This window comes from Candidatus Schekmanbacteria bacterium RIFCSPLOWO2_02_FULL_38_14, assembly GCA_001790855.1.
Lineage (GTDB): Bacteria > Schekmanbacteria > GWA2-38-11 > GWA2-38-11 > GWA2-38-11 > 2-02-FULL-38-14-A.
The window spans coordinates 20,713-45,217 of the sequence record MGDH01000032.1 but is presented as its reverse complement, the minus strand read 5'-3'; the positions used below and the strand labels follow the sequence as shown (position 1 = coordinate 45,217).

21 protein-coding genes and 1 pseudogene (1 of these 22 cut by a window edge) are annotated in these 24,505 nt (G+C 38.6%); 14 read left to right on the top strand and 8 right to left on the bottom strand.

The features are described from left to right. Positions 1-93: 93 nt before the first annotated feature. Entirely contained in the window at positions 94-297 is a 204-nt protein-coding gene (locus A3H37_11585; GenBank protein ID OGL48851.1) for a hypothetical protein, read from the bottom strand. A 211-nt stretch (positions 298-508) separates the two neighbouring features. Between A3H37_11585 and A3H37_11580 the strand changes: the two genes are divergently transcribed. The 9 genes from A3H37_11580 to A3H37_11540 all read left to right on the top strand — a co-directional run bounded on the left by A3H37_11580 (position 509) and on the right by A3H37_11540 (position 8,737). Further along, a complete protein-coding gene (locus A3H37_11580) occupies positions 509-1,543 on the top strand; it encodes a 4-hydroxythreonine-4-phosphate dehydrogenase PdxA (GenBank protein ID OGL48850.1) in 1,035 nt (344 codons plus the stop codon). Positions 1,544-1,935: 392 nt separating this feature from the next. Then, positions 1,936-3,660, top strand: a complete 1,725-nt coding sequence (locus A3H37_11575) for a DNA polymerase III, subunit gamma and tau (GenBank protein OGL48849.1) — start codon at positions 1,936-1,938, stop codon at positions 3,658-3,660. Positions 3,661-3,770: 110 nt separating this feature from the next. Further along, on the top strand, positions 3,771-4,085 hold the full coding sequence (locus tag A3H37_11570) for a nucleoid-associated protein, YbaB/EbfC family (GenBank protein ID OGL48848.1): 315 nt from the start codon (positions 3,771-3,773) through the stop codon (positions 4,083-4,085). Between the two features lie 17 nt (positions 4,086-4,102). Continuing rightward, positions 4,103-4,702: a recombination protein RecR gene (locus A3H37_11565; GenBank protein OGL48847.1), complete on the top strand. Its 600-nt coding sequence runs from the start codon at positions 4,103-4,105 to the stop codon at positions 4,700-4,702. 88 nt (positions 4,703-4,790) lie between these two features. Then, a complete protein-coding gene (locus tag A3H37_11560; protein OGL48846.1) occupies positions 4,791-5,363 on the top strand; it encodes a pyruvate synthase in 573 nt (190 codons plus the stop codon). Next, the gene (locus A3H37_11555; GenBank protein ID OGL48845.1) at positions 5,360-5,668 is read left to right on the top strand and encodes a hypothetical protein; all 309 of its coding nucleotides are present in this window, start codon (positions 5,360-5,362) and stop codon (positions 5,666-5,668) included. Before A3H37_11560 ends, A3H37_11555 begins: the two co-directional genes overlap by 4 nt. A 159-nt stretch (positions 5,669-5,827) precedes the next feature. Next, entirely contained in the window at positions 5,828-7,009 is a 1,182-nt protein-coding gene (gene porA, locus A3H37_11550; GenBank protein ID OGL48844.1) for a pyruvate ferredoxin oxidoreductase, read from the top strand. A 197-nt stretch (positions 7,010-7,206) separates the two neighbouring features. Beyond that, on the top strand, positions 7,207-8,151 hold the full coding sequence (locus A3H37_11545; GenBank protein ID OGL48843.1) for a pyruvate ferredoxin oxidoreductase: 945 nt from the start codon (positions 7,207-7,209) through the stop codon (positions 8,149-8,151). 259 nt (positions 8,152-8,410) lie between these two features. After that, a complete protein-coding gene (locus A3H37_11540) occupies positions 8,411-8,737 on the top strand; it encodes a hypothetical protein (GenBank protein OGL48842.1) in 327 nt (108 codons plus the stop codon). 298 nt (positions 8,738-9,035) lie between these two features. Here the strand turns inward: A3H37_11540 and A3H37_11535 are convergent, their stop codons facing one another. Beyond that, positions 9,036-10,958: a hypothetical protein gene (locus tag A3H37_11535; GenBank protein ID OGL48841.1), complete on the bottom strand. Its 1,923-nt coding sequence runs from the start codon at positions 10,956-10,958 to the stop codon at positions 9,036-9,038. A gap of 1 nt (position 10,959) precedes the next feature. Further along, a complete protein-coding gene (locus A3H37_11530) occupies positions 10,960-11,508 on the bottom strand; it encodes a hypothetical protein (protein ID OGL48840.1) in 549 nt (182 codons plus the stop codon). Positions 11,509-11,725: 217 nt separating this feature from the next. Between A3H37_11530 and A3H37_11525 the strand changes: the two genes are divergently transcribed. Beyond that, positions 11,726-12,802 (top strand): hypothetical protein, encoded by a 1,077-nt coding sequence (locus A3H37_11525; GenBank protein ID OGL48839.1) that lies wholly within the window; start codon positions 11,726-11,728, stop codon positions 12,800-12,802. Between the two features lie 187 nt (positions 12,803-12,989). Here the strand turns inward: A3H37_11525 and A3H37_11520 are convergent, their stop codons facing one another. The 5 genes from A3H37_11520 to A3H37_11500 all read right to left on the bottom strand — a co-directional run bounded on the left by A3H37_11520 (position 12,990) and on the right by A3H37_11500 (position 21,061). Further along, positions 12,990-13,967, bottom strand: a complete 978-nt coding sequence (locus tag A3H37_11520; protein ID OGL48838.1) for a hypothetical protein — start codon at positions 13,965-13,967, stop codon at positions 12,990-12,992. Positions 13,968-14,009: 42 nt separating this feature from the next. Continuing rightward, positions 14,010-15,782, bottom strand: a complete 1,773-nt coding sequence (locus A3H37_11515) for a hypothetical protein (GenBank protein ID OGL48837.1) — start codon at positions 15,780-15,782, stop codon at positions 14,010-14,012. Next, positions 15,775-17,196, bottom strand: a complete 1,422-nt coding sequence (locus tag A3H37_11510; GenBank protein ID OGL48836.1) for a hypothetical protein — start codon at positions 17,194-17,196, stop codon at positions 15,775-15,777. Before A3H37_11510 ends, A3H37_11515 begins: the two co-directional genes overlap by 8 nt. A gap of 64 nt (positions 17,197-17,260) precedes the next feature. Beyond that, positions 17,261-17,710 carry a hypothetical protein gene (locus A3H37_11505; protein ID OGL48835.1) on the bottom strand — a complete coding sequence of 150 codons (450 nt, stop codon included), beginning with the start codon at positions 17,708-17,710 and terminating at the stop codon, positions 17,261-17,263. A 129-nt stretch (positions 17,711-17,839) separates the two neighbouring features. Continuing rightward, positions 17,840-21,061: a hypothetical protein gene (locus A3H37_11500; protein OGL48834.1), complete on the bottom strand. Its 3,222-nt coding sequence runs from the start codon at positions 21,059-21,061 to the stop codon at positions 17,840-17,842. Positions 21,062-21,383: 322 nt separating this feature from the next. Here A3H37_11500 and A3H37_11495 point away from each other — a divergent pair, with 322 nt between their 5' ends. The 4 genes and pseudogenes from A3H37_11495 to A3H37_11480 form a co-directional block, all read left to right on the top strand. After that, complete coding sequence (locus A3H37_11495; GenBank protein OGL48833.1) at positions 21,384-21,758, top strand: 6-carboxytetrahydropterin synthase QueD; 375 nt, start codon at positions 21,384-21,386, stop codon at positions 21,756-21,758. After that, positions 21,755-22,393, top strand: coding sequence for a 7-carboxy-7-deazaguanine synthase (locus tag A3H37_11490; GenBank protein ID OGL48832.1), 639 nt, complete (start codon positions 21,755-21,757; stop codon positions 22,391-22,393). The genes A3H37_11495 and A3H37_11490 overlap by 4 nt, the downstream gene beginning before the upstream one ends. A gap of 6 nt (positions 22,394-22,399) precedes the next feature. Further along, positions 22,400-23,098, top strand: a complete 699-nt coding sequence (locus tag A3H37_11485) for a 7-cyano-7-deazaguanine synthase QueC (protein OGL48831.1) — start codon at positions 22,400-22,402, stop codon at positions 23,096-23,098. Between the two features lie 185 nt (positions 23,099-23,283). Then, positions 23,284-24,505, top strand: a pseudogene (locus A3H37_11480) (hypothetical protein) (it continues 347 nt past the right edge of the window).

Below are 24,505 nucleotides of genomic sequence, written 5' to 3'. Positions count from 1 at the left end.
TTTTCTAAGATTATTTCGACATGAATATCATGAATTTCTCGTGCTGCTCCAATATCAATCTTCTTAAGATCAGATTTAATTCTGGGGTGATAGCTATCTTTGTAAGACATCCTTAAAAACCTGCTCCCTTGTCAGAGTTTTCATTTTCTTGGATTTTATCTCCCTTAGTCTTTTAGATATTTCCTTGTGTTCACCCGACAAAAGGAGAAGCAGCATTTCTTTGTCTTCTTTATTCATTTTTCTGATTGAATTTGCAATGTCCTGTACTTTTAATTCAACCATTACACCAATGCTCATATTTATCTCCTCTATTCTGATTTATCTTCTATATGTAAAATGGTAACAGCAACTACTTATAATGTTATTTCTATTAAATTCATAGCATCTTTAATTCTTATTTGCCAATAAAAAAGAAAAAATTATTATTTGAGCTTTGTTCTTTGGCATTTGACATTGCTTCATATAATCTTTATATTTTCTTAAAAAACATAATCTAATATTACCTGATATGAAAGCAAAAACAAATTTAAAATCTCTCCCGGTAATCGCCATTACAATGGGGGACCCTAATGGAATCGGTCCTGAGATTATACTAAAGCTTCACAGAAATAAAAAAATCTGGGATTTCTGCATTCCTGTTGTAATCGGGGATATTGAAGTTTTAAAAAAATACTCTGAGTTTCTCAGGATAAAATCAAATATTTCTCATCTAACAACTCCGGACAGAAAAGAAATCACAAGAGGGGAAATTGCAGTTCTTGACCAGAAATGCTTTGATGTGAAAAACTTAAATCCCGGTAAAATTCAGGCAAATTGCGGCAGGGCTTCAGCAATATACATTCAGGAAGCTGTAAAATTAGCCCTGAATGGCCTGAATGGAAAGATAGACGCAATAACAACTTCACCAATCAGCAAGGAAGCCCTGAATAAAGGAGGATTTAAATATCCGGGACATACAGAGTTCTTGGGTAAATTAACAAAAACAAAAGACTATGTCATGATGTTTGTTGGCGGTGATGTCAGGGTTTCGCTTGTAACCACCCATCTCTCTCTTAAAGATGTCCCGGAGGCAATAAGCAGAGAAAAAGTTTACAGGACAATCCGGATAACCGCAGATAGCTTAAAAAGCTTTGGAATCAAAAACCCTAAAATCGCAGTTTGCGCATTAAATCCTCACGGCGGGGAGGGAGGGATTTTTGGCAGGGAAGAAAAAGAAAAAATCCTTCCTGCAATTATTAAAGCAAAAAGAAATGGCTGCAACGTTTCAGGTCCTCACAGCGCTGATACTCTTTTTTACAGGGCTGTAAAGGAAAAGTTTGACGCAGTAGTTGCAATGTATCACGACCAGGGTTTAATCCCTGTGAAAATCAGGGGATTTGGGAGGGTAAATATCACCCTTGGACTTCCCATCAGAAGAACCTCTGTTGACCACGGAACTGCATTTGACATAGCAGGCAGGGGAATTGCAGATCCAGCAAGTCTTTTTGAAGCCCTGAAATTTGCCAGTTTCTGGGCAAGAAAAAAAATAAAAAACCTTTCCTGATTTCTCCTTGCATTTTTAGTTTTCATGTGCAAGATTTAAGTAAGTTATTGTGCGGAACTTGAAAAATATATTTCATTTGTCATTCCGCCTGCCTGCGGTAGGCAGGCACTTGAGAAGCCTGCCCCGTACTTGATACGGGGGAATCTAGATTATTTAGTTTCTCTGGATTCCTGCTTCCGCAGGAATGACGATAAACTTGTAGAAACAATCATACCCCGAAGCAAAGCTTCGAGGAAGTTTTTGACTAAAACTAAAAATTTTAATATCTAAACTGTTTGGAATTTTGAATTTGTTTACCTGCCTACCGCAGGCAGGGGATTTAGATATTAGGATTTAGTATTTAAATCAGATTATCAACGCAAGAAATTCAGTAAATTTTTTAGAGTTTAAAAATGACAACAGAATATCAGGTTTTAGCAAGAAAGAAACGCCCTCAGGTTTTTGAATCAATTGTCGGGCAGGAGCATATAACAAAAACCCTGAAGAATGCCATATCAACAGGAAGGATTGCCCACGCCTATCTGTTCACAGGCATAAGAGGCATAGGAAAAACCACCTGCGCAAGAGTTCTTGCAAAGGCTTTAAATTGCAGAAAGGGTCCAATCCCGATACCCTGCAATGAGTGTGACATCTGCGAGCAGGTTACAAAGGGAAACTCCCTTGATGTGATTGAAATTGACGGCGCATCAAACAGAGGCATAGATGAAATAAGAGAATTAAAAGAAAATGTTAAGTTCGCGCCTCCAACAGCAAAATACAAGGTCTATATCATAGACGAAGTCCATATGCTTACAGCGCCTGCCTTTAATGCGCTTTTGAAAACCCTTGAAGAGCCGCCTCCTCATGTAATCTTCATTCTTGCCACTACTGAAGCCCATAAACTCCCACCAACAATCCTTTCAAGGTGTCAGAGATATGACTTCAGGCCTATGGGCAAGGAAAAAATATTTGAGTTTTTGAAAAAGATTTCAAAGGAAGAAGGAATAAAGGTTGAAGAAAAAGCCCTCTCTCTCATTTCAGATGCTTCAGAGGGAAGTATAAGAGATTCTCTGAGCATTTTAGAAAGCATTGTTTCTGTATCAGACATGGAAATAAGCTACCGGAATGTTGCTGATATACTGGGAGTTATTGATTCAAATATTCATTCTTCATTCTCCGAAGCACTGATTGAAAAAGACCCCAACAGAATTATCTCTCTTGTCAATGAGCTCTATTTATCAGGGTCTGATATAAAGCAGTTCTGTAAATCGTTTCTGAATCATTTAAGGGACATGATTGTAATTTCTTTATCAGGGGATGAAAAACTCTCCCAAACATCTCATCAGACAGATAAAAACCAGTTTAAAGAACAGGCTTCAAAAATCCCTCACGAAAACTGGATACAGCTTTTTTCCGTATTTTATGAAGCTGAAAAGGAGATAAGGAGGGCTGACAATCCGAGGCTTTTGCTTGAAGTAACCCTTCTCAAGATGCTTAGAATTGAAAAAATCGTTCCATTAAATAAAATTCTGGACCAGATTGCAGGACTTAAAAGCAATATTCATAACAGCCCTTCTCAATCTAATGAACCAAAAAACTACTCTGGCTCAACTGCTTCATCAATTCCATCTGATAGACCCGGAAAACCCGAAAAACCTGTAAGCCAGAAAACGGAAGCAACAGAATCTTTATCTGCTGAAGAAACAGAAGCACCCTATAATACCGCGCCAAAAGAAAAAAATGAAGGAGGAAAGTTCCAATGGGAAGAATTCGTAAGAAGAGTTGAGGAGGAATCAATCTCGCTGGCATCTTTCATAAATAACGGCTGTACCAGAGAGATTGATGGAAATAAAATGATATTTGGCTTTGAAGACTCTTTTACAATTCAGGTAATTAAAAAGGATAAAAATTTAAAAATCCTGAAGCTCATCGGTGAAAATATGCTCCAGAAAAAAATAGAGGTAATTCTTAAAAAAGAAGCTGTTGAAAACGAAGGGAGTCAACCAGATACCGCTATTAACAAGGAGAAAGAAGCTGTCAGGGAGACACTTTTTCACAGGGCTTTAAAAGAACCCCTCATAAAAGATATACTTGATATTTTCCCCGGAAAAATAGTAGATGTTAAAGTTCTGAAATAATATTTATAAAATTGATTCCAGCGATTTCTTTAAGATTACAGCAATTAAATCTATAATAATCTCTGGAATCTTTTTTAAATCTCTGTAATCATAAATTTAGGAGAGATATAATGAAAAACTTGAACAATTTGCTTAAGCAGGCTCAGAAAATGCAGGCTGATATAGCTAAAATTCAGGAAGAAATGTCACACCGCGAGGTTGAAGCAAGCGCCGGAGGTGGAATGGTCACGGTTGCAGCAAATGGGAAACAGGAAATTCTGAGAATAAAAATAGAGCCTGATGTGGTAAACAAAGAAGATATAGAAATGCTTCAGGATCTGATAATTGCAGGTGTCAACGAAGCCTTGAGGAAATCAAAGGATATGGTGGAAGAAGAGATGAAAAAGGTTGCTGGCGGGCTTTCATTGAAAATTCCGGGACTTTAAAAGGTTGTCTTAAGAATATGAGTTTAAAATCTCCTTCATTAGAAAAATTGATTAAGGCGCTGGTAAAACTCCCGAGCATTGGTCAGAAAACAGCAACAAGGCTGGCTTTCTATATTTTAAAAGCAGACAGAGACGAGGTGCAGAAACTGGGTGAAGCAATTCTTGAGATAAAGAATAAGATTTTACGATGTTCAGTCTGCTACAACATCAGTGAAAGCGAAATATGCAACATCTGCAAAGACCCGGGCAGGGATAGCTCAACAATCTGCATTGTTGAGGACTCCTTCGACCTCCTGACCGTTGAAAACTCCAGGGGTCACAAGGGAATATATCATGTCCTTGAAGGATGTTTATCGCCCCTTGACGGGATAGGCCCTGAAAAGTTACGAATCAATGAGCTTATTAAAAGGGTTTCAGAAGGAAACATTAATGAAATAATAATTGCCACAAATTTTAATGCTGAAGGTGAAGCAACAGCAATGTATCTTGCAAAACTCTTAAAACCTCTTGGAATAAAGATATCGCGGATTGCTTACGGAATTCCAATCGGTGGGGATTTGGAGTACACAGATGAAGTGACTATCTCAAAAGCCCTTGACGGAAGGAGAACGCTATAAGGTAACATTCTAAATCATTTGAACTTTTCATTGTATAAGAGCTTGCATATTCCAAAAAAATAGTGAATAAACACAGGAGGTTTCTTTAATGAGTGAGTATATTGAGTTACGCTGGCACGCAAGGGCAGGTCAGGGAGCTGTTACAGCAGCAAAAGCTCTGGCAGAAGCAGCAATGAGCGGAGGAAAGTTTGTCCAGGCTTTTCCTGAATATGGTCCTGAAAGAATGGGAGCCCCAATCAGGGCTTATAACAGGCTTTCAAATAACCCGATTTCCATTTACTGCCAGGTATTAAACCCAAATGTAGTTGTGGTAATAGACCCAACTCTGCTGACAGGTGAAAATGTAACAGACGGGGCTACTGAGGATGCAATTTATATAATAAACACTGATCGTTCACATGAAGAAACAAAGAAGAAACTGAAAACCCCAAAAGGCAGGGTATATGTTGTTGATGCTACAAAAATAGCGCTTGAAACAATCGGCAGGCCAATACCAAACACCCCGATCCTTGGTGCAATAGCAAAAGTAACAGATTTTCTCAAAATAGAGAATATCAAGAAAGAAATAGAATCTTCATTTGGGAAAAAATTCGGAAAAAAAATAGTGGAGGCAAACCACAAGGCAATTGAGAGAGCTTATGAGGAGGTAAAAGGAGGATGAGTCTTAAAAACTGGAAGGAACTCCCAATAGGAGGAGTAATCGAAGAACCCGGCAATTCAGAGCAGTATAATACAGGCTCATGGAGAACTTACAGGCCCGTATGGGATTTTAACAAATGTATCCAGTGCCTGCAGTGCTGGATATACTGCCCTGACTCCTGTATCATTGTTGAAAATGAAAAAGTTGAAGGCTGTAATCTCTACCACTGCAAGGGATGTGGAATATGTGCCAATGAATGTCCGCCAAAAGTAAAAGCCATCACAATGTTTGAGGAAGTGGAATTCCACAAGGATGAAAACCCTTAGTCGTGTCATTGCGAGGGAGTAAAGCCTGCCTACCGCAGGCAGGCGACCGAAGCAATCTCTGAGCATCAGTTCAGAGTGATGAGAAAGTGAATAGTGAACAGTATTTAGCTGAAAGCTAATTGCTGATAGCTAAAAGCGGTAATCAAGGAGAATCTATAAATGGCAAAACGGGTATCAATGACAGGTAATGAGGCTGTTGCAGAGGCAATGAAACAGATTAACCCTGATGTTGTTGCTGCTTACCCCATTACTCCTTCAACGGAAGTAATGCAGATTTTTTCCCAGTTTGTTGCAGACGGGATTGTAAAGACAGAGCTTATAACAGTTGAGAGCGAGCATAGCGCAATGAGCGCTTGCATTGGCGCTGCCTGTGCAGGAGGAAGGGTTATGACTGCAACATCTGCATGCGGCCTTGCCCTGATGTGGGAAATGCTGCCAATAGCCGCAGCTTACAGGCTCCCGATTGTAATGACAGTTGTCAACAGGGCGCTCTCTGCTCCAATAAACATCCATTGCGACCACTCGGATTCAATGGGATGCAGGGATTCAGGATGGATACAGCTTTACTCAGAAAATGCTCAGGAGGCATATCATAATGTAATCCAGGCAGCGGCAATCGGTAAAAGAGAAGGAGTATGGCTCCCTGTAATGGTGTGTGTTGACGGATTCATAATCAGCCATTCGATTGAATCAATGGAACTCCTTGAAGATAGCAATGTAAAGGAATTTATAGGAGAATACAAACCAAAAAGGTCTCTGTTAAATATCGGGCAACCGATTACTTACGGACCTCTTGACCTTCAGGATTACTATATTGAACACAGAAGACAGCTTGTTGAAGCATTGAGGAATTCTGAAAAAGCTATCAAAGATGTTGCAGGGGAATTCAATAAAAAATTTGGTACTTCTTACGGCTTTATAAACGGCTACAGGCTTGAAGATGCAGAAATTGCAATCGTTTCAATAAACTCCTCAGCAGGTACGGTAAGATATGTTGTTGACAAGCTCAGAGAAAAAGGGATTAAGGCAGGCTCTCTTAAACTGCGTGTTTTCAGGCCATTTCCGCAGGACGAGATAAGAAATGCACTCAAGCACCTGAAAGCTGTTGCAGTACTTGAAAGAGCAGATTCATATGGCGCATCAGGAGGACCTGTTTTCTCTGAAATAAGGTCAAGTCTTTATGACCTTGGGAAAAAACCCAATATTGTAAATTATATCTATGGCCTTGGAGGAAGAGACCTCGGAGTTGAGCACATCAGGGAAGTCTATAATGACCTTATAAAAATAGCAGAAACAGGAAAGGTTAATGAACTTTACCAGTGGATAACAATAAGGGAATAGAAATATAAATCCAAATTTTTAGATAATGTCAAATGATAAAGTTCAAAGTTTAAATGAAATTCAAAGCTCAAATGACAAAACAAACAAGAAACCTTTTAACGTTTAGACATTTGATATTTATTTGACATTTGGATTTTGATATTTGGGTTTAATCTCTAAAAACTTGGCTGAAATTTATAAGATTAGGAGTTTATTGAATGGCTACATTAAAGGAATTATCAAAAAAAGATGATCTGCTTGCTTCAGGTCACAGGTTGTGTGCAGGATGCGGTGTGTCAGTTGCCATCAGGCAGGTTCTTCTTGCAACTGAAAACCCTGTGGTTGTCTCCTGCGCAACAGGATGCCTTGAAGTAGCCACCACAATATTCCCTTACACTGCATGGAAAGTGAACTGGATTCACAGCGCATTTGAAAACTCTGCTGCAACAATATCAGGTGTTGAAGCAATGTATAATTCACTGAAAAAGCAGGGAAAAATTCCGGCAGACAGCAGAATCGATTTTATTGCCATAGGCGGTGATGGCGGAACATATGATATCGGGCTTCAGTCACTTTCTGGAGCGCTTGAGAGAAGGCACCGCTTCCTCTACATCTGCTATGATAACGGCGCATACATGAACACCGGCATCCAGCGTTCAAGCGCGACGCCTTATGGTGCGCATACAACTACAAATCCTTCCGGTAAAGTGAGTTTCGGGAAAAAACAGCCAAGAAAGGATTTAACACAGATTGCTGCAGCACATAAAATCCCCTATGTTGCCCAAGGCTCTCCAAGCCACTGGAATGACCTTGTAACAAAGGTTAAAAAAGCACTTTCAAAAGACGGCCCTTCTTTTATAAATGTCCTTGCAAACTGCAACCGCGGCTGGAGAAACAAAATGGAAAAATCAATTGAACTCTGCAGACTTGCTGTCCAGACCTGCTATTGGCCTCTCTATGAGATTGAAGACGGAAAGCTTAAGATAAACATCAAGCCAAAAGAAATAGTTCCAATCAGGGAATGGGTTAAGGAACAGGGAAGATTCTCCCACCTTGAAAAACCTGAAAACCAGCACGTGTTAGATGAAATGCAGGAGCAGATTAATGCAGACTGGCAGAGGCTCTTAGCCCTTGAAGCCGCAAACATTCCAGGATACAAGTAATAAAATTCCAAATAGCAAAACCCAAGTTCCAAATGGATTTCAAAAGGATTTATTTAAAGATTCGGCTCTTGGATTTTATTTGAGCTTTGAAATTTGTTTGAGTCTAACAAGAAAACGAATTTGTCTTGACAACTTAGTTTTTAGAAGTATAACTTCAGAAAGTTTTAAAATGGTTTTAGCTAATAGATAAAACTGTTAGTTAATAACTGTTTTATTCCCCGGTAGCTCAGTCGGTAGAGCAGGTGGCTGTGAACAGGAAATGAGCCCCAAAAAAGACAAGAGAAACTATGCAGATCGTCGGGACTACTTGATCAGAGCCGTTAAAAAGCGTCGTAAAAAGCTCAGAGAAATGGCTCTCGAATACAAGGGAACAAGATGCAGTAGATGTGGATATAGTAAATGCATCGAAGCCCTTGAATTTCATCACTTAGATTCAGATGGAAAGGATTTTGGTATTTCAAATAATGGTTACACAAGAAGTTGGTCAAAAATCAAAAAAGAACTTGATAAATGCATAGTACTTTGTGCCAATTGTCATAGAGAGGTTCATTTAAAAATTGCAGCTTCCACGGGAAACCGTGGTTGAAAAATCGGGTGAATTCAGGGAAGCCTAACATCCTATAATATCATAGGATATGGTAATCCTGAGCGAATCTCGTTGAAGGGATAAAAGTAAGCGAGAACGTGCAGAGACTAAGAGGTGAGGATCCCAACCAATAAGCCTCTAAAAAGCGCCCGACACCCTAACTTTGCTGTATATCAGAGTGGGTGATGAGATAGTCCAAGCCCTTTGGAAACACTGGGATTACTTGTAACCACCCTGTCGCTGGTTCGAGTCCGGCCCGGGGAGCTTCCAAATAAAAGGGGACAGTCTGCTGTCCCCTTTATTCAGAAATAATATCTGAGAGAGAAAGTTTTTCTAACTTCTCTTTTTTCTGCAACCCTGTTTTCACATCCCAACCCCTGATGCTGTAATATTCATCCATCATCTTCTCAAACTTATCCCTTTCAACAACCTTTCCTTTTCTTGATATTAGTTCTCCCTTTGGACCCGGAAGCATGAACTCCGGGTTAAACATACCAAAGAACCCTTCTTCTGTTTCTATCCCCTCAGTAAAATTGAATTCATCAATAATATCATCCCTTCTCCCAACCCTTCCCTCTTTTGTCTGTATTGCGCGCTGGAGATTAAAAATCCGCTCCCCTGTAAGGTAATAACCTTTTTCATCAATATCCATACCGGTTACTGCATTTAAAATGCGGCTTTCTATTGTCGGGTCCCCGACATGGTCTTCCTTGCCGTCAGGAGTAAGAATTGGATAAAAGAAATCGCAGGCTACAAGATTCTCCTTTGCATATTCGCGGTTTTGGATAATAAATGCCACCTCGCCCTTTCCTTCATAGCTTGAAAAATCCACAGCACTTTCATTCTTCCAGAATTTTTTAGCAATTTTTTGCATCACTTCAGTGCTTATTGGAGACATTGCACCATCAGTTGCATACCACATTGCCCATTTCATTAAAGGGAAGCAGACTTCGTGCAACTGGTTCATTGTGCTTGTTGACTCAGTTGCATAAAACACAGCATTGGTAATAAAGTACCTTGGATTGTAAGCGTGGGAATTAAAACCGCTCCTGTTAACAGTCCCTTCCAGAATTTTTTCTGAACCCTTTCCGGCAATCTTTGCTGCCCGAATTGTACCCTGCGCTAAAACATCACCAAATCCCTGCCGCAAAGTTATTTTTTGAAGTATTTTCTCTATAAATTCAAGACTTCCAATTTTAGAAAGAGGCAATCCGGTTTCATCCTCAGTAAATAAATTCTTCTCAATACATTTATTGAACCAGCGCAATACATTTCCCATCTCCTGCGTGCAGATGCCATACCTGTTGCAAAGAGATGTGGCAAGGAACGGGTTTTCTGATGACTCTCCTTTGTGGTATTTTTTATCAAGTGAGTTATAGAAATAAACAGACTGGCAATTTTTCAAGAACTCTTCTTTTCCTGAACTATGTTTATATAATCCTCTTGGACATCCCCCGGGACATCCGTGACAGGGAGACCTTTTAATCAGTTCTATCCCTTCAATTGACGGGTCCATCAGGACTTTCCCTTTCGTAAGGGAGAAAATCTCGCTGTTGATTTTTTTCAATCCCTCAGGGTTGGCAACTGGAACCCTGCCTGTGCCTTTTACTACGATTGCCTTTAAATTTTTAGAACCCATCACAGCGCCAAACCCGCTTCCGCCGCAGGCTCCGTTATCGCTCATTGCAATTGCAAGCCTTACCCTGTTCTCGCCTGCAGGTCCAATGCAAACTGTCTGAACCCTGCTGCCATTTTCAGAACGAATCTTTTCCAGAGTATCATAGGTCTCAAACCCCCATAATCCCCTTGCATCTTTTATCTCCACATTGCTGTCATTTATGCAAAGGTAGGATGGTTTGGGACTCTTTCCTGATATTATAATCCCGTCAAAACCTGCAGATTTAAGCCCGACTCCAAAGCCTCCTCCTATGCTTCCAAGCCCGTACTGTTCAGGATAAAGAAGTGGAGACTTGCCGCTGATAAACCACCTTGACCCTGCAATAGCAGGGGTTCCTGCAAGCGGGCCAGTCATGATTAAAAGAGGACTTTCGGGACTTAATGAGTCAGTTTCCGGGCTTACCTCGTCCCAGTAAAACTTTGCAGTAAATCCCCTTCCGCCAATGAATTTTTCTGCAATTTCGCTTGTATCAACAATCTGCTTCTCATCTGAATTTAAATCAATTCTTAATATCTTTCCTGTCCAGCCACAAAGTTTTTCCATTTTACTTCCTCTCCCAAATTACCTTGAAAACTCCCTCTCTCATGCTCCCAAGCCTCATCCTGTCAGGAGTTATCTCAATAATCCTGTAATTGAATTCTTTCGGAAGCTCTTTTATTCCAAGCTTTTTCAAAACAGAATATACCTTCATCCTCTGCATAGCCTTTTTAAACTCATTTGGGTTTTCTTTCCTGCTGTAGACCTTTGCCTTTCCCCATGCCTGAAGCCCTTTAGCGCCAAAAAAATCCTCATTAGGGTGATACGGTTCTGCAATTGAAAAAGAGACATTCTTGTTTATCTTGAGGTTATCAAACTTGCTTCCGCCTTCAGAGAGAATAAAAAAAGTAAAACCATCAAGGCGGTACTCAAGAGGGGTTGTTCTTGGGATATTGTTTTTACAGGTGCTAAGGTGCAGGATATTGTTCCTTGCAAGAAAATTTTTAAGCAATTTTTCAAACTCTGTTGCTGATTTAAAATTTTTTATTCTGATGCCTGCCTTTTTGAATGATGCTTCCATTGATGGCGGAAGTTTCTGCTGAATGATTTTTGCCATTGCTTCTCCTTACAATTAATGGTTACTTCTCAGGAAAGTTTAACTTTTTTAAAGGGTTACCAGTATAGCAGAATAAATTCAACAGCAATTTTTCTTATTATTTCAATTAACCAATTGTTAATTTTTTGTAAATGAAATTGACTTTAAATTCTGTCTGGATATATTGATTGCTAATTTTAAAACCCTTAACATCCCAAACTTTCCAATAGGAGGAACTATGGATAAAAAACTTGTGTCTGTTTTTTCACTGCTTCTTATCCTCTCAATTCCCGTTCTGTTAACAACCTTTTTTCTGACCAGTCTGGTTAATGCTGAAACATCACAGCCAGCAGCTCCAAAGGAAGATATACAAATAGCTACACCACAGGAACTTCCTGTTACCCACATTCCAAACCTTCCAAAGGCTGCAGAGTCATATTTTTCTCCTGATGGTAAGAGCCTTATTTGCCAGGCACAGATGCCAAGCGACCCTGGAATCGAAACCAACGCCTACCATGCTTATACAGCAAACATTGATGGAACAAATATTCACCGCATCAATGATAAGGGTGAAGATGCCTGCAATTTTTATTTCCCTGACAACAAAAAAATTGTTTGGACTTCTACAAAGGATAATCTTGATATGCCAAAGGGTGACTGGTCTGATGCAAAAATTTATCCACAGGGCGCAGAGCTTTATATATCTGACCTTGATGGCTCAAATACAAAGCGCATTACAAACAACAAATACTACGATGCTGAAGTAACAGTTTCTCCTGATGGCAAGTGGATTCTGTTTGGCAGGCAGATTGACGGAAAAATGGACCTCTGGAAGATGAAGTCTGATGGTACTGGAGAAACACAGATTACCAAAACTCCTGACTGGCAGGAGGGAGGCGCTGGTTATATGTCTGATTCAAAAACAATACTTTACCGCGCATGGAAAATTGAAGACGATGGAAAGCGCTCCAAGCCAATGCAGATTTTTACTATTAAAGACAACGGCACTGACTTGAAGCAGATTACCAAAGAAGAAGGAACAAACTGGGCACCCTATCCGCACCCGGACGGGAAACAGTTTGCTTTTGTTAAAGTATTGCCTGCAAAGACCCATCCCGGTCCAAACTTTGAGATATTCATGATGAATATGGAGACAGGAAAGCAGACCCGCCTTACATATAGTGATGCTTTTGACGGGTTCCCTTCTATTTCTCCTGACGGGAAAACAATGATGTTTTCTTCAAGCCGCAATGCCCCTCAGGGTACTCGGACACTGACTTTATACCTGATGGACATCAGTTCAATAAAGGATTGAAGAGGTAAAAGATTGTTCTCCAAAACTATTTGACTTGAGAATTCCATGTGGCTTGCCACAGAGGTTTCTTAGTCAATGACCCGAAAATTCCATAGGACAGGCGCCTGCCTGCCGGCAGGTCCCACCTGACTATTTTCATGTCCCTCTGTGAGCCAAAGGCTCGTAACGATTCCCACCTGCCTGTGCCTTATTTTTTCAACAGCTTTACTACTTCTTCAACAAGCGGTTTTGAGCCGACATAGAGAGCTGTTCTCTGGTGGTGTTTCTGAGGCTGGATTTCAAGGATTGGTTTTCCTGTTTCATCAACAGCAGCCCCCCCTGCCTCACGGCACATAAAGGAAACAACTGCTGCTTCATACATTAAACGGAGTTTTCCCTGCGGGCGGTTTTTTTTCGGGTCAGGGTGATTGACAATTGCAGGGTACATAAACATGCCCCCATTGCCAAGAAGCCTGTGGAAGTCACCTGCAAGTGAACCTATATACCTGAAGGCAAATTTCCTCTCGTTATTTGCAATCCAGTCCTGTATCCTTTGCTCAAAAGTATACCGGTTAGTCGCATTAAAAGAGAGTTCCCAGCTTTTGGGATTCTCAGGAAGAACCATTCTGACAGGTTTTACAAAATTCATTGTCTCATCAATATGAAATCTCCACGTACCAGCGTCTTTTAAGGCAAGGGTGAAAGTTCCGGTAGGTATAACAAACATGCCTGCTGCTATATAATCCCTGCCGGCACGCAAATGATTGTCCTCATCGCCATTGAGGTTGCGCTTTGCAACTCCGAACATAAATCCTACAGGCAATACATGGGAAACATTTGAAGAACCGTCAAGAGGGTCAAAATAGACAAAATAGCGTCCATCCCTATTCATTGAAACAATCTCTTCTGATTCCTCACTAACCGCCTGAATAACCCTGTCTGATGATTTAAGGTAATGAAGGGTAATCTCATTGGCAATCTGGTCCATTTGCATAACATCCTCTCCCTGAACATTCACGTCATCAGTTACGCCAAGATTCCCCCTCAAAGCACCTGTAAGGTAATAATACTGGATATGTTTTGCCGCGCTTATCAAAGCATCCATCAAAATAATAAAATGATAAGTGCGGTTATATTTTTCCTGATGATGAAGCAAAAAATTCATGAAAGTCTGTTCAAAGCGCATTATCTCCCTCCTTCATAAAATCTTTTATCTACAGTTTAAAATCTATCTTACAGCAGTATCATACTGGTTTTTAAAATCGAGACTTTTTCTATCTTCCAAATTTTTTAAGTTTACTTTTGCCAACTCATATTCAGGGTCAAGCTCAATAGCGGTTGTGAACTCCCTCTCTGCATCCTCATAAAAACCTCTTTTTGCGTAGATAACGCCAAGGCTGTTATGCGCCTGCGGATAGCGCTGTGTAATTTTAAGAACCTCTTTAAATTCGGACATCGCCTCATCTTCTAAACCTATTTTATCATAAAGCAGGCCTATGTTATAACGGGACTGAATATAATCAGGCTTTATTTCAAGAGCCATAAGAAAACTACTCACAGCCTCCTCTATCTCGCCCCTGTCAAAATAGATGACCCCCATATTATGAAAGGAAGCATAGGAATAGGGATTTAAAGAAAGAGCTTTGCTATAATATCTTATAGCTTCATCAAATTTCTTTTCCCTAACCATTTCATTTCCCATGATATGGTTCAGCAAAGAAGATTCAGGGGCAAGTTTTATTGTTTTTGTAAACAGTGTTTTGTTATCCTTCCAGTCTGAATTCCTGTCAATTGTCCTTATAATAAATGACAATAATAAAATTATTATGATGATGTATGCTGTGTTTTTTCTTTTTTTATCATTAATCAGTTTTCCAAAAAGGACAGCAAGAAAAAGTGAAAAGCTGAATGAAGTTATGTACAGAAATCTTTCTGCGCTCATAAACCCCATGTCACGGGGACCGCTGATTCTTATAAAATTTGAAAGAGGTATCATTGACAACAGAAAAAAAGAAACAGAAAATGAAACAAGTCTCTCCTTTTTCCAGCATTTCACAATTAAAACAAGAAGTAAAACCAAAACCACAATAGAGATGATTATCTCAGGCTCAAAAAGGGAAAGAGAAAATTTGTTCTGAATATAAGCGACAAGTTCTACGGGGAAAAAAAGTTTCCACAGATACACAACTATTGTTGTCTTTAAGAATGAAAGAACATTTGAATAAAACGTAATGCCTTTTGTAATGCTCTTATCAAGTTCATTTATTGTGAAAATTTTTAAAATTACAAATCTTATTAATGAATAAATCCCGATTACTGCAAAAAACGGGATAACGCTTATAATACGCTTTTTCAGGCTATAATTTTTTTCAGGATAAAAAAGAAAATCATAAATCATCAGAATAAACGGAAGGGATAAAGCCATCTCCTTGGACAAAAGCGACGCAGCAAAACAGAGAACAGAGCTTAAATAGAACCCAAGATTGATTTTGCCTGAATTGTTTCCTTTCTGATAAAAATAGAAGGAGAGAAAGAAAAAAAAACCGCAAATAACGTCAGTCCTTCCTGAAATCCATGCCACAGATTCAGTATGAATGGGATGGGCTGCAAAAATGATTGAAGTCAGAAATGGAACAAATCCGCTCTCTAAAAGCCTGAACAAAATTAGATAAATCAGAATGGAATTGAAGGCATGAAGCAGTATATTTGTAAGGTGGAATCCTGAAAAATTGAGTTTCCATATATAATAGTCAAAAAGATATGAAAGTGTTATCACAGGCCTGTAATAACCATATTTGAAATTAAACTCAACACCTGAAATATCAAAAAAATCCTTTGAAAAAATTTCCTTAAAATACTTAGGATTTTTTACAAAATCATTTTCAACAATCAGGACATTATCATCCCATACAAAGGAGTTATTCAGGGAATTTGCATAGCTTAAAATTGAGATTAGAACAAGGATAGAAATTGAAACTATTTTTTCTTCTTTTTTATTCAACGTAGCCCAATGACTTTAATTCTTTGATGGTTTTCTCATCAGGGGTTATAACCTCTCGTTTTATTTTACTCCTGCCTTTGAGAGAATCTAAAAACTTTACAATATGGCTTTCCATCAATTGCTTTACATCAGAATTTTTGTCAGCAAGGTTTATTTTTTCGTTTTTGTCAGTTTCCAAATCAAACAACTCTGTCTTATTATCTTTATAATCATGAATATACTTCCATTTTCCCTGATTAGAAGACAGTGCCGTGTTTTTATCCCTGTAAAGTTCACTCATAATCACTCTCTTATCATAACCCTTTCTTTTAACTATCAGAGGAAGAAGGCTTTTCCCATCAAAGGTTGACTCCTGAGGTATGTTTAAAGCATCAAGGATTGTCGGGAAAACGTCAATTATTCCCACATTCTCCTTTATTGACATTCCCTTTACATTCATTGAGCGTGGAAATTTGATTATAAGAGGTATTCTCAATGTCTCATTGTAGAGATTATTGCCGTGAGTGAAATCATTATGTTCAAAAAATTCCTCACCATGGTCTGCAACAATTATTATAAGGGTTTTATCCTTATCAAGATTCAGTCTTCTTAGCAAATTGCCTAATGCTTCATCAGTAAAATTGATTTCACTGTCATAGCAGTCCATTAAGAATTTGATAAGCTCTTTGTTTTCTTTAAGTTTATATTCCATAATAAATTCTTTTGGATTTTGTTTTAATTTAATCTCATTAAAGTTTTTCATTGTTATGTTTTTAGAATACTCATCTATCCATGGCTTCATTGGGTTATACTTCCAGTGAGGGTCAAAATAATGAACCCATAAAAATAATTTCTTGTTTTTTGGCAGATTTTTTTTCTTAAAACCCAAAGCAGCCTTGTTTATCTTTCTGGCATTAAAATATTTGCCATAAACAAAAATATCAAAGTCCTTGGAAAAACCAAGTGCTTTTGTCATGTGCGGATTGCTTGAAAACCCCATCGTAAAATAACCGTGCTTTTTCAAAACCGTAGGTATCCTTACAAGCGAGTCTGAAAATACTTCCTGACTATAAACCTTTCCTTCCTTCATCACTCCGTGTATAACACCATGCTTTGAAGTATAAAGGGATGTAAAAAGCGATGCCATTGCAGGAGATGTCCATGAGGAAGATGAGATTACATTTTTAAACAGAACCCCTTCCTTGGCTATTCTGTCAATATTGGGTGAAGTGTTTCTGCTATACCCGTAACAGCCAAGATGGTCAGTTCTAAGGGTATCAATGGAAATTAAAACTATATCTAAATCTTTTACAGGTTTTTTCTGCGTGCAGTTTATGGATAAAAGCAATATTAAAACTGTAAAAAATAAGCCGGTATAAGGTAATTTTAAATTCTTCTGTCTTAGCATCATCTTTTCCTGCCTGAAAATAAACATTCCCCACCTGAAGAGGTGGGGAATGTTTTATAACTTATTTTAAAGAAAGTCGCTTGTTATAAAGTTACATTCCTTTTGGTCTTAGACCGAAATTCACAACATACTTATCTTTGCCATTTATGTTTTTTTGTTCAATAAGTATCTCGACTTTGGCAGTTTTGTACTTTGATATGCTTGCAGATACAGAATAGGTTCCTTTGCTCTCAACACCAAACATATAGCTTCCCCTTTCATCAGTAGGTGAGTTGTCTACCGCTTTCTTTATTCCCTTTTTAAAGAGCTGAACATTTGCATCAACCAATGGACGTCTGGTCTTACTATCAGCTACATAACCGTAAACCAGTGCTCCTTCAGGAGTTGATGTGCATGATGTTAGGTCAAACACTAATCCGTTTTTCGATGTGTTTTTTGCATCAACACTTGAAACCACGCCAAAATTAAAGTTTGAAACTACTAAGCTGATAGAACCGACAACTGCGAAAAGCACTAATAAGTAAGTCAGATTTTTTTTCATTCTATTTACACCTCCTTTCTATATTATAGATTTAAATCCCCTATACTTTTTTCCACTCAACTATGGTGCTATTAGAACATAGCTTTCTCCTGTTTTTTTGTCAACACAAAAATGTATTAAAAAACGGTTTCAGGAATCACTGCATAGTATCCCGAAATATCTGTTATAAACCTCCCTGACTTTTTCTGTATATAACTCATAGTCTTTTAAAAGCTGAACGCCGGCAGACTCCTTTTCTGATTCCTGATAACCCATCCTCTTTGCGAGTTTGACAACCTTTTCAGGAGATTTGAGCAGGATATTCAATGGCTTGTCCTGCACAATCCTTAAACGGTTTTCAACCATTCTTAAAAATTTATAAGACTCTGCAAGGTCCATATAATCTTTTTTTTCAATAAACCCGCATTCTTCAAGCTTTTTCAAAGCATCAAGGGTATTTGCATTTCTTACACCTTTTTCTTTCCTGCCGTACTTTAACTGCAGTGCCTGCGCTACAAATTCGATATCCACAATCCCCCCTTCACCAAACTTCAGATGGAATGTGTCTGTGTCTTCGCGGGCAAGCTCTTTTTCCATACGCTTTCGCATTTTGTCTATCTCAGCTGCCATCCCGGAAGTAAACTCCTCATCAAAAACTACTCTATGAACCATAGGGATAAAGTCTTTCTCAATGAGCCTGCTTCCTGTCAGAAATTTTATTTTTACAAGCGTCTGCCTTTCCCATAGCTGCAACCGGGCTTTAAAATAATTCTCATAGGATTTTATTGACTGGGCTATGTATCCGCTTGAACCGCTGGGCCTTAGTCTTGAGTCTATTCTAAATACAAGTCCGTCCTCTCTCATTTCATTCATTGCCTGTAAGATTTTTATAGAAAGTTTTGAGAAAAACTCCTGATTCGTAATCTTTTTCTGGGGGCTTTTCTGAGGCTCTGTTTCCCCCTCGCCTGAATATACAAAAATGACATCAAGGTCTGAACTGTAGTTAATCTCCTCTCCTCCAAGCTTTCCAAGCCCGAAGATTGCAAATTCACTCTCTTTTTTCTCCCCATTATGGTCAGTTTCATACGGAACCCCGAATTCTTTTTTAAGCTCTTCATATGAGATAGCGCAGGCGCCTTTTAAGCAGGCTTTTGCAAGTTTTGATATCTCTTTTGTAGTATCCTCAAGCGCTAAACCCTTAAGGATATCCATCAGCCCTATTCTTAAGATTCCTTCTGTTCTGAATTTTCTTAATAAATCCAGCTTCTCACCCCACCCTTCCTTTTTCCCAAGGGAAATCAAAAGTTCATTCTCAATTTCTGATATTGATTTCCTTCGCTCAAGAAAATCAGCCTCCTGAATCAGGTCAATATACTCTGGATGGCGAATCAGGATATCTGAAATGAACTTGCTTGTCCCGAACAGGTCAAGCAAAATATCCCTTGCTCCTGAACTTTCTGCAAGAAGGGAGACTGTAAGGTTAGGCGCAGATGATGTTGATATGAATTTCTCAAGACTGTTTAATGCCATATCAGGGTCAGGGGTTTTTGCAATTTCCCTGAAAAGCAATGGCGCTGCTTCCCTTAAAAGCTCTTTGCTTTTTTCAAGAAAATGGGAGAATGGCTTTCCGTCTCTTAAGAGTTTTAAATTTTTATAAGCAGTCTGCGCTTCTGAAAAACCCATAGAGTTCAGTACCTTTATTGCATCCTCCTCTGAGATAATATCATTCCATAAAACATTAAAATCTTCATCTTTTTTCTCTTTCTCCTTTTGCTGCGCAGACCCGTAGAAAAGCTTGTCAAATATCTTCCTTATTTCATTGGTAAAAAATTTATAATCATTTAAAAATCTTTCCTTCTCATCAGCCTCTCTTTCAGGAAAATACCCGACCTTTCTGGCAAATTTTTTAAGCTTTTTTTCTTCACTTGGAAATGAATGTTCCTGCCTTCCTTCAAGTAACTGAATCCGGTGCTCTACCATTCTTAAAAATGTGTATCCCTTTACAAGCGTTGTATGCTCATCAGCAGAGATATATTTGTTTTCACAAAGCTTTTTTAAAGCCTTCAGTGTATTGGCATCTATTATCTTCTCATCCCTTCCTCCGTAAATAAGCTGAAGCGCCTGTATAAAAAACTCAACCTCTCTTATCCCGCCATAGCCAAGTTTTACATCATTCAACATCTCTCCCCTTGAGCTAACGCTTAAATTTATTTTCTCCTTCATCTCTTTAATCTCCTGAATCGCCTGAAAATCAAGATGTTTTCTGTATATAAAGGGTTTTACAAGCTCTGAAAAATCTCTTCCAAGTTCCATATCACCTGCAACAGGCTTTGCCTTTAACAGCATCTGCCTCTCCCATGTCTGTCCCCACGATTCATAGTAAATCTCCATGCTCCTCAGGGAATTGACCATATCCCCGCTTCTCCCCTCAGGCCTGAGCCTCAAATCAAGCCTGAAAACATTGCCCTGCTCCGTGGAGCTTGAAATAAGTTTATTTATTATTTCTGCAATCTTTGTGTAATACTCGTGAAGAGTGATTTTATTTTTTTCCTTGCCGTTTGATTCAACTCCGGAAGTCTCGCCCTCATCAGTGGAATAAATATAGATAATATCAATGTCTGAGCTGTAATTAAGCTCCCAGCCTCCAAGCTTTCCAAGACCTATGATACAAAACCTGCTTTCCTTAAGTTCTCCATTTTTTGCGCGGCAATAAGGTATCCCATAAGTTTTTCTCAGGGTTTTTTCTGCAAATCTGCAGGCTGCTTCAAGGCAGGCTGACGCAAGAGAAGAAATCTCTTCAGTTATTACAGGCAAAGGGGCAATACCCAGAATATCCCTTGCTCCGATTCTTAAAAACTCCCTGTTTTTAAAGGTTCTCAACTTTTCTGTTACTGCATCCTGCGTCAGGTTATCCTCATCAACATCCATCTCTTTTAGCATCACATCAACATCTTTTTCACTTTTAAGAGTTTCTGCATTAAGAACTTTTTTAAGATAATCAGGATTGTTTAAAATAATGTTGCTTAGAAACTGACTTGTTCCAAAAACCTTGATTACAGATGAAAACGCATTTATGTCTGAAAAAAGGTAAGATGCAATCTCCCTTTTTCTCTTTGCAGCAGAAAAAAGCCGTTCAAGATTGTTCAAAGCCATATCAGGGTCTGGTGACTGGGCAATTGCCTTTAAAAATTGGGAAAGCTCCTCCTCTGAAAAAGGGATAGAGGAAAATGAATTCAGTATGGTATTAAGGTTGTTCTTTGCTTTTTTAATATCCTCAAAAACACCCCTGCCAACTATTTCTGCTATTTCTTCCTCACTTATAATTTCTGTCTCTCGTGCTGGCATAATATTATTTATAATCTGTGTAATCAAACTCTTGCATTTTATTCACAGACCCTTGAAACCCTTTCCTTGACAACACCTGTGTACTCTGATATTTCTAATACGTTTTTTGCCGGACTGCATTCTATAGTAAACGACAAAAATAAATTGACATATCTCAATCCCGATAGACGGGGTTTTCTAACCCCTTCTCGGCGGGACAAGAATGTCCCGCCTATCGTATGGGATGTTACTTATGTCGTTCACTATAATTTGATAAATAATAGCAAATAAAGTTCAAATGTCAAAATCCAAATATCAAATGAATTTATAAGCTTTAAGCTGTAAGCTTTTTTGTTTGATTTTAAAAACTATGTTTGAATTGATGATAACATCAGGCTTTTCTGCTGCGCACCAGTTAAAAGAGTATGGGGGAAAGTGTGAGGCTCTCCACGGCCATAACTGGAAAGTTGAAGTCTATGTGAAATCCTCTGTTCTTGATAAAACAGGAATGGTCATGGATTTTGCAGAGATTAAAAAAGCTGCGAATCTGATACTTGCTGAGCTTGACCACAAAAACCTTAATGAAATCCAACCCTTCAGGGATAAAAACCCTACAGCTGAAAATATCTCTCTCTGGGTCTTCAATCAGTTGTGCGGCAAAATGAACTCAGATAATATTAAAGTATCAAAAGTAAGGGTCTGGGAAACAGAAACATCCTGCGCCTCGTATTCAGAAGAGTCATGAAAATTTGTGAAATCTTTTACAGCATACAGGGAGAATCAACCTTTTCGGGACTTCCATGCATCTTCATAAGAACCTCAGGTTGCAACCTCAAGTGTTTATACTGCGATACAAGATTTGCTTATGAGGAAGGCTATGAAATAAAAGCTCAGGAAATCTTGGAAAAAATAAAGAATTATAACTGCAACCTTATTGAAATCACAGGAGGAGAACCCCTGCTTCAGGAAGAAGTATATGGTTTTATTGAAAAAGCCCTAAAGATGAAGTACCTGATTCTGTTTGAAACAAATGGGAGTCTGCCTGTTAACAGGCTTCCAAAAGAGGTAATCAAGATTCTTGACATCAAATGTCCCGGAAGCGGTCAATCTGAAATGATGGATTTTAACAATTTAAGCCATCTTAACAGAAATGACCAGGTAAAGTTTGTGATTATGGATGAAAACGATTATAATTGGGCAAAAAAGATAATTGAAGAGAATAACTTGACAAGCATAACAGAAAATATCTTGTTTTCTCCGGTTTATGGTATCCTTGACCCCAAAAAACTGGCTGAATGGATATTGAAGGATAATCTGAATGTAAGATTGCAGGTTCAGATGCACAAAATAATATGGGGTCATAATGCAAAAGGAGTCTGATTCACTATGTCTAAAAAAGCTGTCATACTCTTAAGCGGAGGGCTTGATTCTGCAACACTGATGGCAATGGCAAAACAGGAGGGTTATGAACTCTATCCAATTACATTTTGCTACGGACAGAAACACGGAAATGAAATTAACAGCGCAAAGAAAATAGCATCTCTGTTCAAGGCAAAGGAGCATATGATTTTTGATATTGACCTTAAAAAAATAGGAGGTTCAAGTCTCACAACAGGGATGTCTGTTCCAAAACAACGGGAACTCAGCGAAATATCAGGCTCAATTCCATCAACATATGTTCCTGCAAGGAACACAATATTTTTAAGTATTGCCCTTGCATGGGCAGAAACAATTGGCAGCAAGGCTATCTTCATTGGGGTAAATTCAGTTGACTGGAGTGGTTATCCTGACTGCAGGCCTGAATACATAAAGGCATTTCAAAACCTTGCAGACCTTGGAACAAAAACCGGAGCAGAAGAAACCGACAAAATAAAAATCCTTGCGCCTCTGATAAATATGACCAAAGGAGAAATAATAAAAAACGGGTTGTCCCTTGGAGTTGATTACTCCATTACTCATAGCTGTTATGACCCGGTTAAAAATGGTAAACCCTGTGGAATGTGTGACAGTTGCATGCTGAGAAAGAAAGGTTTTGCAGAGGCTGGCATCAAAGACCCGCTATATGCCGCAGACTATAAGCTTTAATACTTTTCTGCTTTAAAGCTTACAGCTTATAATTTATAGTTTTTTGGTTATTTGAATTTGTTTACCCCGCTTAGAAATTTTACTTTCTAACGGGGTTTAGGATTTAGGATTTAAAATACAGAGAGATTTAATAGGCGGGGTTTTCTAACCCCACATTCTGAAAAAATAGGATATTTGGAGAAATCATGGAGACAAAAACAACAGATGAACCCAGTTCCCTTTTTGATGTACTGATTGAAAGGATAAAAGAAGGCCTTTCCTCATCAGGCGAACTGGAACCTGAACTGTCAAAATTTATTTCATATAAGAACGAATATTCAAATTTTCTTAAAAAGAAGTTTTTCAAGGCGGACAAAGAACTGCAATCGCGGATAATGACACTTATGTCCTCAATAAGCGACAAATCCCTTGCTCCTCTTTTAAAGAGAATTATTGAAGAAAAATTTCTGAATATCGAGTTTAAGCTCAAAGCCGCAAATATTCTAAGTTTCATTGATAAGTCCTTTGATGAAAAACTGCTTCTTGAGCTTGGAGAAGCAGCAAAATTTATGGAAACGATTCATTCGTGTAAAGAAACTTTTTTGGAGGATGACTGCTCAGTTCTTTCAGAAGGCTTTTTTAAAATAAAAAAAGACCTCAGGGAGAGTGTCATTAACCAGCTCATTGAAGAAACAGGGAAAAAATCTCTTCAGTTTATTTCAGAAATTATTTCAAAAGACCCTGAACTTGACATAGTCATAATAGAGCTTTTAAAAAAGGCTCCAAGCCCTGAAAAAATAAAAATTCTTCAGGATATCTATGAAAAATCGCAGGAAAAGAGTATCAAAAACGCTGTGAAAAAATCCTTCTTCGTTTTAAAGCAAAAGGGGTTTAAAATAGAAACACCCGCAGGAAAGAAAAACGATGAAGCTCCGGTTTTTAAACCCCATACTCCAAAAGGGGAAGGATATCTGAGTATTCTTGACCCTGACGGGAATCAGCTTCTGATTTTTACAATGCCTCTTGTAAAAACCTCGCACGGGCTGATATGTTTTCAGGCAGTGATAAACTATGATGAAGGCATAAAAGATTTCAGGGCTGTTGAAATCACTAAAAAGAGTTTTAAAAATTATATCAGTAATTTGCTTGTGAATAAAAACTTTTTAATTGTTGAAACTACTTCTGACTACTGCAAGTACCTTTTAAAAGAGTCTGCCTGCAAAATGCAGGCGCCACCCCATGGTTATGTTGAATGCCTGCCATTCCTTGATGAAAAGAAGATACATTTTGAACAACCATTGATTTATAAGAATATCAGCTATGAAGAGATAAAAGGTGAAGGTTTCTCTGAGACCCAGGCAATACAGCTTTTGAACATTCCGGAGTTTGAAGGGCTTAATATCAAACCTGACAGGATTGAAAAATATC

Excerpts from the sequence above, each read along its gene's own strand:
- A3H37_11585 (OGL48851.1), bottom strand. The coding sequence starts at position 297 with ATGAGCATTGGTGTAATGGTTGAATTAAAAGTACAGGACATTGCAAAT.
- A3H37_11580 (OGL48850.1), top strand. The coding sequence starts at position 509 with ATGAAAGCAAAAACAAATTTAAAATCTCTCCCGGTAATCGCCATTACA.
- A3H37_11575 (OGL48849.1), top strand. The coding sequence starts at position 1,936 with ATGACAACAGAATATCAGGTTTTAGCAAGAAAGAAACGCCCTCAGGTT.
- A3H37_11570 (OGL48848.1), top strand. The coding sequence starts at position 3,771 with ATGAAAAACTTGAACAATTTGCTTAAGCAGGCTCAGAAAATGCAGGCT.
- A3H37_11565 (OGL48847.1), top strand. The coding sequence starts at position 4,103 with ATGAGTTTAAAATCTCCTTCATTAGAAAAATTGATTAAGGCGCTGGTA.
- A3H37_11560 (OGL48846.1), top strand. The coding sequence starts at position 4,791 with ATGAGTGAGTATATTGAGTTACGCTGGCACGCAAGGGCAGGTCAGGGA.
- A3H37_11555 (OGL48845.1), top strand. The coding sequence starts at position 5,360 with ATGAGTCTTAAAAACTGGAAGGAACTCCCAATAGGAGGAGTAATCGAA.
- porA (OGL48844.1), top strand. The coding sequence starts at position 5,828 with ATGGCAAAACGGGTATCAATGACAGGTAATGAGGCTGTTGCAGAGGCA.
- A3H37_11545 (OGL48843.1), top strand. The coding sequence starts at position 7,207 with ATGGCTACATTAAAGGAATTATCAAAAAAAGATGATCTGCTTGCTTCA.
- A3H37_11540 (OGL48842.1), top strand. The coding sequence starts at position 8,411 with ATGAGCCCCAAAAAAGACAAGAGAAACTATGCAGATCGTCGGGACTAC.
- A3H37_11535 (OGL48841.1), bottom strand. The coding sequence starts at position 10,958 with ATGGAAAAACTTTGTGGCTGGACAGGAAAGATATTAAGAATTGATTTA.
- A3H37_11530 (OGL48840.1), bottom strand. The coding sequence starts at position 11,508 with ATGGCAAAAATCATTCAGCAGAAACTTCCGCCATCAATGGAAGCATCA.
- A3H37_11525 (OGL48839.1), top strand. The coding sequence starts at position 11,726 with ATGGATAAAAAACTTGTGTCTGTTTTTTCACTGCTTCTTATCCTCTCA.
- A3H37_11520 (OGL48838.1), bottom strand. The coding sequence starts at position 13,967 with ATGCGCTTTGAACAGACTTTCATGAATTTTTTGCTTCATCATCAGGAA.
- A3H37_11510 (OGL48836.1), bottom strand. The coding sequence starts at position 17,196 with ATGTTTATTTTCAGGCAGGAAAAGATGATGCTAAGACAGAAGAATTTA.
- A3H37_11505 (OGL48835.1), bottom strand. The coding sequence starts at position 17,710 with ATGAAAAAAAATCTGACTTACTTATTAGTGCTTTTCGCAGTTGTCGGT.
- A3H37_11495 (OGL48833.1), top strand. The coding sequence starts at position 21,384 with ATGTTTGAATTGATGATAACATCAGGCTTTTCTGCTGCGCACCAGTTA.
- A3H37_11490 (OGL48832.1), top strand. The coding sequence starts at position 21,755 with ATGAAAATTTGTGAAATCTTTTACAGCATACAGGGAGAATCAACCTTT.
- A3H37_11485 (OGL48831.1), top strand. The coding sequence starts at position 22,400 with ATGTCTAAAAAAGCTGTCATACTCTTAAGCGGAGGGCTTGATTCTGCA.